7 protein-coding genes are annotated in these 9672 nt (G+C 41.2%); 1 reads left to right on the top strand and 6 read right to left on the bottom strand.

Going from position 1 to position 9672, the window contains the following annotated elements:
• Positions 1–457: 457 nt before the first annotated feature.
• The 3 genes from GSQ74_RS03630 to GSQ74_RS03620 form a co-directional block, all read right to left on the bottom strand.
• Complete coding sequence (locus GSQ74_RS03630) at positions 458–1204, bottom strand: SDR family NAD(P)-dependent oxidoreductase (protein ID WP_174236907.1); 747 nt, start codon at positions 1202–1204, stop codon at positions 458–460.
• Between the two features lie 76 nt (positions 1205–1280).
• Positions 1281–2195, bottom strand: a complete 915-nt coding sequence (locus GSQ74_RS03625) for an AraC family transcriptional regulator (protein ID WP_158990169.1) — start codon at positions 2193–2195, stop codon at positions 1281–1283.
• A gap of 291 nt (positions 2196–2486) precedes the next feature.
• Positions 2487–3656 (bottom strand): NAD(P)/FAD-dependent oxidoreductase, encoded by a 1170-nt coding sequence (locus GSQ74_RS03620; protein ID WP_158990167.1) that lies wholly within the window; start codon positions 3654–3656, stop codon positions 2487–2489.
• Positions 3657–3740: 84 nt separating this feature from the next.
• Between GSQ74_RS03620 and GSQ74_RS03615 the strand changes: the two genes are divergently transcribed.
• Positions 3741–4703, top strand: coding sequence for an AraC family transcriptional regulator (locus tag GSQ74_RS03615; RefSeq protein ID WP_158990165.1), 963 nt, complete (start codon positions 3741–3743; stop codon positions 4701–4703).
• Positions 4704–5141: 438 nt separating this feature from the next.
• Here GSQ74_RS03615 and GSQ74_RS03610 read toward each other — a convergent pair whose 3' ends face one another.
• The 3 genes from GSQ74_RS03610 to GSQ74_RS03600 form a co-directional block, all read right to left on the bottom strand.
• Positions 5142–6356, bottom strand: coding sequence for a glycoside hydrolase family 27 protein (locus GSQ74_RS03610; protein ID WP_158990163.1), 1215 nt, complete (start codon positions 6354–6356; stop codon positions 5142–5144).
• 59 nt (positions 6357–6415) lie between these two features.
• Positions 6416–8695: a GH92 family glycosyl hydrolase gene (locus tag GSQ74_RS03605; protein WP_158990161.1), complete on the bottom strand. Its 2280-nt coding sequence runs from the start codon at positions 8693–8695 to the stop codon at positions 6416–6418.
• 78 nt (positions 8696–8773) lie between these two features.
• On the bottom strand, positions 8774–9646 hold the full coding sequence (locus GSQ74_RS03600; protein WP_158990159.1) for an inositol oxygenase family protein: 873 nt from the start codon (positions 9644–9646) through the stop codon (positions 8774–8776).
• Positions 9647–9672 lie beyond the last annotated feature (26 nt).

Genomic DNA, 9672 nt, shown 5'->3' with positions numbered 1-9672 from the left:
TGAATCTGTAAAGTTATACACCTTGATTCTTCAAATATCCCCATTAGGGACACTAAGATAACTTTTTTATTTTATGGGTTAACTTAAACTTTCAGAAGATCCTGAGGGGACGAAAATTCACACCCCGGTTCCACTCGCTGGTGCTGGCAGTAATGCCCGTAGCGAAAGTTTTCGAACTCCTTTTTAATAAATCAAAACGTTTAACTATCCTTTAGTGCGTACCAAATATGCTTGCTCATTCTGAGCCCTGAGCCCAGACGCGAATCAAGCCCTTCTGATTAATAGTAAAGTGAATAGGGGAATAAGGCCGACATGCTACCCACATGCATCTTGACATTTAATAATACGTATCATAAAAAAAGGTAAACGATTAGACCAAATCGTTTACCTTTTAAAAACTAACCGGTTTTTACTTAACCGCAATTATTATCCTGTGTTTTTAATTACACGTCAGTTGCTATTGTGCAATCATACCCGCGTCGATGACATGCTCTGCGCCGGTGATGTACGAAGATTCATCAGATGCGAGGAACAAAACAAGGTTCGATACCTCTTTAGCTTGAGCTAAACGGCCAAGGGGTATTTGTGCAAGGGCGTCGCCACCACCTTCATTGGTTGCCTCTACCATCATCGGTGTATTAATGAATCCGGGATGTACCGAATTTACCCTGATGTTATTAGGGCCGTATTCAATCGCCGTAGCTTTGGTCATTCCCCTAACTGCAAATTTACTGGCTACGTAAGCCAGGCTCGGGAAACCGTAATTGGCAACAATACCAGCAATAGAAGAAATATTGACAATTGAGCCTATCCCGGCTTTAAGCATAGAAGGCAACGTTGCTTTCATACCATAAAATGCGGCGTGCTGGTTAATGCTGCATACTTTCAGATAATCTTCCTCTTTCAAATCTGCCGTTTTGGCTATCGGTCCTAATACCCCCGCGTTATTAACGAGCACATTGATAGCTCCAAATTTTTGTTCTGCTGTTTTAACTACAGTTGCCCATTGTTCTGGGTTAGTGGTATCGTGTTTGATGAAAATTGCATTTTCTCCCAGCTCATCGGCAAGCGCCTGGCCTGCAACATCCGATAAATCGGTTAAAATAACTTTTGCACCTTCGGCTATAAATGTACGGGCATGTGATTCGCCCATGCCGCGGGCTGCACCCGTAATGATGGCTACTTTTCCTTTTAAACGTTCCATTATTTTTATAATTTGATTACATCAAATTTATGGCAGAACAGGTTGAGTTGCCATGTCAGGAAGCTGGGTTTACATGTCAGTTTTCATGCGCGGCGGTTAAAGCATCCGCATGGTTACGATAGTGAGATGGGGAGTATCCTGTGTTTTTTTTAAAGTATTTGCTAAATGTGAATGGATCGCTGAAATTCAGGTCGGAGGCAATCCCGGCAAAGCTTGCTAAGGTATATCCAACCATGTACCTGGCTTCCCGCATTACCTGCCGGTTTATTAAATCAGTAGGTGTTTTACCACTGATTTTTTTGATGACTGAATAAAGATAGTTGGTAGTGACGCATAACCGGGAAGCATAAAACTCAGGCTTCCTGTTGGTTTTAAAATGAATGGTGACCAGAGCGTTGAACCTTGCAAACAACTCATCTTCTTTATTGGAAAGGATTTGATGCGTATCGATGTAATTTGCCAGGATGTCATCAGTTTCATAGATAAGTGCCGAGGTAAGGTTGCGGGCAACCGGTTCCCAACTGGATTTAGAGAGGTGACGAAGTATGGTAAAGATTTGGCTGAATAAGCTTTTTACTTTTTCATAATCAGCCGTATTTAATTCAATAAGTGATTGAATGCCCTGACTTAAAAAAGAGTGACTTTTTATCGAAAAAATATTTTCATTCAGAGAGTCGAGAAATTTCCTGGTAAACAGAACGAAAGAACCCATCGTGCCCTCGGCCACCCTGGATACTTTCCATAGCTGCCCGGGCCGGTAAATCATCAATGAATTTGCCGAAAGATTGTAAAGATTGTTATTAATGTTGATTTCAAGCAGGCCACCGGATATCATACCAAAACAATAATAGTCCGGTCTTACAAAATCAGATTCGAACATTAAGGGTACTTGTGTCAGGTACAAAAAATCCTTTGAATCGGGCCACGCTAATGAACGGTAATCTATAACGTCTTTAATAGTGTAATCGGGAATTGCGGCCTGACTCTTCATAACTCATCTATTCGTTAAATGTATAAACGTTTAAACGTTTAAAAAGATTTTACACCGATAAATTAATAAATCGGGCATCCACATTTGCAGCGAAATACGCCGGCTGGAGGATGAAATAGCTACAGCGTTTGTAAGCTGAAAGCGCAGTATATTCCGTAGCTACATACTTAATAGTGCTTTTCTAAATTAATCTGAACTCGAATTTTTAGAATTAATGAATTAACCGGATTTAAATTGATTTTGCTATTTCTTAAATTCCATCAATTTCGGTTCAGACGATACCGCTTGAAACTATTTGGTTATCCCAAAAAGATCCATCAAAAACTGCAAATTGTTTTCGGTGTGGAAGCCTTCTGTATTTCGCACGCTCTCTTCGGTTATGGGTGCGGAACGATTAAACATTTTTTGTTCGTAGGACGCGATGGCGTGCTCAATCGTTTCAAATTGACCGCAGCATAAAGCTTCGTACAAGTCGAGCGCATCTGCAAGTGCCTGGTTGGCTCCTTCGCCTGCATAAGCAGGTACCCGGTGGGCTGCATCGCCAATAATGGTGAGATTCGGTAGGGCGTCCCAATGCTGATCGGCCGGAAAATGATACCACGGGCGAGGGGTAAAAGTTGCCGCATCGGTGGCAAACAGTTGTTCCCAGTCCTTATTCCAACCGGCAAATTCTTCTTTAAACCATGCGGTGATAGAAGCCCTGTCGGTTAAATTAATACCTGAATTTGCCAGCCAATTTTCAGATTTTTTTAAGCCGATCAACAGCGAAAGCGTGCCATCGCCTTTGGTAATAAACTTAATGCTTTTGCCATTTTCCAGTGCAAATAGACTTCCGCCTTTAACCAATTCCCAAATTTTAGGCGTATTCTTCTCAGCGTTGAGAATAGTCCCTTCAATGTCGGTTACACCCGAATATACCGGGGGAATATCTGTGATATATTTTCTTAGTTTGGAGTTAGCTCCATCAGCTGCAATCACCAGGTCGGCATAGGCGCTGGTACCATTTTCAAATTGAATATCCCATCCCGCACCGGATTGGGTCATTTCAGTGAATTTTGCATCCCAAACAATATTTTCCGGTTTGAGGGAGGCTATAAGCATATCGCGCAGCGGGCCACGGTCTATTTCAGGACGAAAAAGCTCGTCGCCAAAATCCTCGTCAGGTTTTCCTTCATGTTCATCATATATGATGTCCATTTTACTGTTGAGGATCACCGCTTTATCAACTCCGGGGCGGTAAAGTTTTTTAAATTCATCCAGCAAACCCGCAACCGTGATGGCTTTGAGCCCCGTATCGTGGTGCATATCCAAGGTGGAGCCCTGTTGACGGACGTTTTGATCGACATCGCGTTCATATACTTTTACGTTGACACCCTGTTGCTGTAATAACCTTGCGAGGGTTAACCCTCCGGGGCCACCGCCAATGATGGCCACCTGTTTATCTTTTAATATCGTATTCATGATTTTTATCTTCTTATTGTATTAGCAAAATTATGTCTACTTTTACGAATAAAATAGCTATTAATGCTCATATAATAGTCGCAAATGAAAATATCGGTTACTGATAAACAAGGGTCTGGTATTACGCTGCAATTTGCCCGGGCTATTGGTGCAACCATTGACGGGCGCTTTATACGCATCCCGGAACGGAAGGGTGGGGGTTACCTTACCGGCTTTGCCTGGGAAAATGGGCTGCGGATGATGGTGCGCAATTATTACCTGAATGAGGAAGTTTTGCTTGAGCGGACAAATGAGCTTGCTGAAGGGCAGGATGATATTATATTTTTTATAGGTGGTATTTTTCCATTCCCGCTTCAACAGGAAAAACAGCTGATTCCAGAAGAAGCCAGTGTGTTTATCTGTACACATGCTATTTCTTCGGTGCTAACCATGCCTCCGAACACGTTTTTTAGAAGTGTGACCATCGCGGTTACGCGGAAATACCTGCAACAATTCTTTGGAAATATAAGCCACCCAGTGATAGTAAGCATTTTGGAAGCCAAAGAGAACTTCGCCTATGAAACCGGTATCTCACCCGAAATGATCCGGGCCGCCGGCGAAATTCTGCATCCGGCTGTACCGGAAAGTTTGGAAAGTTATCATAGCAAGCTGAAGTGCGAAGAATTACTTTGCTACATTTTTGCCCTGCTGATGCAACGGGAGGCCGTGCCGACAAGCGGTATGCATATTGACGATATTAAAGCTATTTATGCCATAAAATCTCGTTTGCAGTTGCAATTGGATGAACCTCCCGACATTGCTTCTCTGGCCAGAGAAGCCAGAATGAGCGCACCTAAAATGCGAAAGCTATTTAAGCAGACCTTCGGGAAGGGTGTTTTTGAATATTACCAGTCGATGCGGATGCAAGAAGCAGCAAGACTACTAAAAGAAAAGCGGCTGACAGTTTCTGAAGTTGGTTATCAGTTGGGGTTTACTAATTTGAGCCATTTTTCGAGGGTTTTTGAACAGCATATCGGTATGAAACCGAAAAAGTATTCGGCCACGTAGGCGTGATTTATGAAACGTTTATCCATAACTCAGCCTATGGCCGGTGTTTTTACCGCACCATATTCAGGAGCTTAACCCTTGATGTGTGCCATCTCCTAAAAGTAAAAGCTATAAAAACCTCCAATTTTCAATCAAAAACAAGCTAAAGAAGAGTAAAAAGCATTGTTTTTTACTCTTCTTTCGGCCTAAAAAGGGCATTTTTAGGTCAAAAAGCGTCTTAAAAACAATCTAAAAACCGCCTTTTCAGTACTATTTTTGGCGTTTTTTGGGTGAAAAGTGTACCAAGTGTACCATCTGTTCCACTTGTACCGTGGTACAATACGGGCGGAAAGGGCTTAAAATATAAGGTATAAAAAAGCCCTGTGGGCATTCATAAGTTATTAGCAGAACCTTCGGTTCAACTTCAATATGTTGCGGATAAATAACTCCGGCAAAGACTTATTCTATCAGCAATAACTTTACCCCGTGAGCAGGAACATCAAATGCATAATTATTTGAAGAATCGCCTACGTTTTTGTGCGACCAAATATCCCTGATTTTATGACGGCCATTTAATTTCAACCTGTTAAAATCCAATGTAATTTTAGCCGGATTGTCTAATCTGTTAAATAAAGCGACAGCATATTTTTTACCCGATACAGATTTTAATTTCTTAGTCCATACCTGTAACCCCGGAGCTTGTTCATAGGACAAAATGCCTTGCATTCCTAAACTATCCTGGCTAATAGCAATTACTTCCTTATTTTTCAAAATGGAAAGAACCTCCTTAGATACCGATCGCAAATCATTTCCCAGCATTAATGGTGAGGCGATCATGCACCACATAGAAAAATGGCTTCTCATTTCTTCAGTGTTCATTACCGCCAATCTTCCATTATCACTTCCTACACCAACCAACATCATATCGGCATCATTCCAATGGCCCGGCCCGGCTATTTCCGGATGTACGGCAGATAGATCCAACTCATAAATTACACCGTCCCATTGACTTTTTTCTTTTGGCGCATGATCAATATCAGGACCAACCCTCCAACTATTTCCAATATAAGGAGCCCAACTCTGATAATCTCTACCTCCCTGATTACATATACTAAATACCATAGGCCTGCCGGTTTTTAGTATAGCTTTAGCAACTTCTGTAAATTCTTTTTTATAGGCAGCGGCTGTACGCACCGGTGCAAAATTCACATCTACCTTAACGTAGTCATAACCCCACTTTGCAAACGTATTCATATCCTGCTGATAATATCCACCACTGGCAAGCGTAGGGTAATCAGCTTTTGAACCTATGTTAGTATAAATCCCGGCTTTTAATCCTTTACTATGAATGTAGTCGGCCAAAGCTTTCATTCCACCTGGAAACTTTGCAGTATCAACAATGATCTTACCATTTGCATCTCTGCCTGTACTCCAAAAATCATCTACGTTTACATATAAATACCCCGCATCTTTTAACCCGGTGGCTACCATAGCGTCAGCGGTTTGTTTAATTACAGCCTCCGTCGGATTTTTTTTCAAGGTGTTCCAACTACTCCAGCCCATCGGTGGTGTTAATGCAAGTCCATTATTTATTACGTCCGGCTTTTGCGCCATAACTGTTGCAAAAAAAAAGAAAAAGGCAATGGTTAGTAATATTGATAATTTCATTTTCATATTTCGATTTTTAAGATGATCTGGAACTGAAGCGTTATCGTAATTTATTTAATATTAAATTACAATCCATTAGGTTGGTCTTCGGTTTTTGAGGCCCAGCTTTTGCAGGGGGTATCCTGTAAGTATATGTCAAGCGTGCCGCCTTTTATCAAACTTTTATAATTAATATAATTTTTTGCATACATATGCCCATTCCATTTAACCGCGTTAATGTATATGGCGCTTATTGATTTTTTATGAGTGCAGATCAGTAAAGTTTTGCCTCCCGGCAGATTAATTGATACTTGTTTAAATATAGGCGAGCATAACAAATATTCACCAGATATTGGGTTGAGCGGATAGAACCCCATTGCCGCAAACATATACCAAGCCGACATTTGCCCCGCATCGTCATTACCACCAAGTCCGCCGGGGCCGTCGCTGTATTCGGTAGCTAAAATAGTTCTTACCTCTTTTTGCGTTTTCCAGCAACTGCTGGTATAATTATACATAAACGGTATCTGGTGCCCCGGCTCGTTACCGTGCCAATACTCATTTTTAATAAAAATACTGTCAAGCGCTGCCTCGAGTATTTTGCGGCCTCCCATTAATCGAGCAAGGCTTGGTACATCTTGCGGAACGTAAAAAGTATATTGCCTGGGCGTTCCTTCGGTGATATAAGTTTGCCGTACATCGGGGTCAAAAGTTTTAGTCCAATCGCCATTTTGCGTTCGCCCTTTTACAAAACCAGCAACCGGATCAAATACATTCTTGTAATTTTTTGCTCTTTTAATCAGTGTTTTATAATCTGCATCAAAGCCTAATTTTTTCGATAGTTTCGATAAGGCATAATCATCATAAGCATATTCCAATGTACGGCTTACCTGCTCCATTTTATGAAAAGCATTCTTAACACTATCTTCCAATGGTATATAACCATATTTTATATATGATATTAAGGCCCGCCTGCCTTTCCCATCTTTGTAATCCTGTTTTTCAGGTAAATCAAATGCATTCCTCCGCATTAAACGATAAGCCTCAGAAGTATGAGTAGTACTAATGCCCTTTAAATAAGCTGAAGTAATAATGGATGTTGTATGATCGCCGATCATCTCGCAAGTGTAGTTATTCCAGCATGGGAAAATGGGTAGCCAGCCTCCCTGCTCTCCCTTTAATATCAGCGACTGCACAAGATCATTAACCAGCCGGGGGCGAAGGATTTCCAGAAGCGGGATCTGCGCCCGGTAAATATCCCATAATGAAAAATCATCGTAATAATTACCGTTGCTGATCTTTTCTAACCGGTTAATACTTGCAAACCGGGGATAAACACCATCAACATCATTATACAAACGGGGATGCTGCATGGCATGATAAAATGAGGTATAAAATACACGCTTATCGGTTTGGTTTGCAGTAACAACTGTAATTTGTTTTAAAGCCTGCTCCCATATTTGTCTGCATTGCGCTACGGTATTATCAAAATCCCAACCCGGTAACTCCGCATCAAGATTTTTACGAGCACCCTGCAGGCTACTAAAAGAAGTGCCTACCTTTACACGCACCTTTTCGCCTTTTTTCATTTTAAAACCTATAAACGCGCCTATGTTTTTTTGCGCGCTTATGCTGTCTTTTATAAAAATATTGTCGCCGGTAAATGTGCCTTTACTGGCAAGTTCTTTATTTATTCTAATTACAAAATAGCCGCTAAAACCCGCAGGTTTGCCCCAACCCTGGTAAATACGATGTACAGGGTTATAACCATATATCTCTCCTTTTTTAGCATCTACTTTAATATATCCCTCTCCAAAATCGCTATTGGGTGTAATTAAAAGGTACAGGCTATCCGCCGTATCGGCTGTAAACTCCATCATACTGCAACGCGGTGTGGCGGTAATAGCCGCGTGTATTTTATATGACGAAAGTTTAATACGGTAAACATAAGGGGTTGATTGCTCATCCTGATGATTGAATTTTGCAGTATAGTTTACTGTTTTCAAATTGCCGGTTATCGGCATTATGGTTAAGCTGCCATAATCCTGCATGCATGAACCACTTATCCAATGCGAGCCTCTAAATCCACTAAAAAAATCATCCTTATAATAATAGGGTGGGGTACATTTTGATTCTGATGCTTGCGTTTGTGGCGTCCATTGCGTCATGGCAAAGGGGGTACATACTGATGGTATTGTATTGGCAAAGTTTTCCTGCGCCGAACCTAGTTTTAGGGTCGATGGTGTAGTACTGTTTGCTGTGCCTGATAACGGATTAACATATTTAACCAAGGATGGCCTCTGTGCAAATGCCCCTGTGCATGCTATAGATAAAAATATTAAAAAAAATACACGCGCATTTAGCATCCTTACTAATCGTTGTTAAGATTGGTTTTTATGATATTTTATTCAACGCCGTTTATTAAAAACGGCGTTGAATAAAACTTATAATTTAACGGTTGCCGGGAGGTATTTAGCAATCAGATCCTCATAATAAGGCTTTAGCTCCGAAACCACTGGTTGTACCGGGCTTTTTGAATACAGATCATACGGATTAAATTTATCTACCCATTTAAACATTTCATGATCATGCGCGCTAAGTAAATGATCATAAGCATGTTCACGGTGCTGTGAGTAAAACGAGTGATATCGGATCATGTACAGGGCTGGTTCGGGCAGGTAATCTTTTGTTAAATGATACAGATATTCGTCATGGCCCCACGATATATGTACATTGTCCATTCCGCAGTGATGTGAGTAAACACCATATTTGGTATTGTAGCGTTCGTCATGCGTATCGGGGTTATCCGCAAAAAATTCAGGATAAACTATCTTGTCCGAAAATTTACACCCTACCGGATATGAATCACCCACAACATTCCATTGCGGCTCGCCAAACAGGCAAAGTACTTTACCCAGGTCATGTATAAAACCGGTAAGCACAAACCAATCCGGATGCCCGTCGGCACGTATGGCTTCGGCAGTTTGTAATAAATGTTGTAACTGATCAAGCTGCAAGTCAGGGTCCGAATCATCTATTAGTGTATTAAGATACTCCATTGCCGACCACCAGGGCATTTCCTTCTTGTCAAACTTCAAAAAGTTGGCCTTTTTGGCTAAAACATTATCATAAGTTTGATATTTATGATTAAGCCGGTAAAATTCACGCACTCCGTCTATCTCCGGGCTGTCGTAGTTTCTGAATCCGTCTTTTTCTTTGGCTGGTTGTCCGGCCTCTGGGTATCTTTTGAGTACATCCTCATCCCAATCATCGAGGTTATGTAAAGGAGACATTTCCTCTTTAGTTAGTTTTGCCATAACTTTTTTATTATTTAATGAATACT

The sequence above is a fragment of the Mucilaginibacter sp. L196 genome (assembly GCF_009765905.1).
Classification (GTDB): Bacteria; Bacteroidota; Bacteroidia; order Sphingobacteriales; family Sphingobacteriaceae; genus Mucilaginibacter.
The sequence above is the reverse complement of the archived record's forward strand: the minus strand, read 5'-3'. Positions and strand labels throughout refer to the sequence as shown.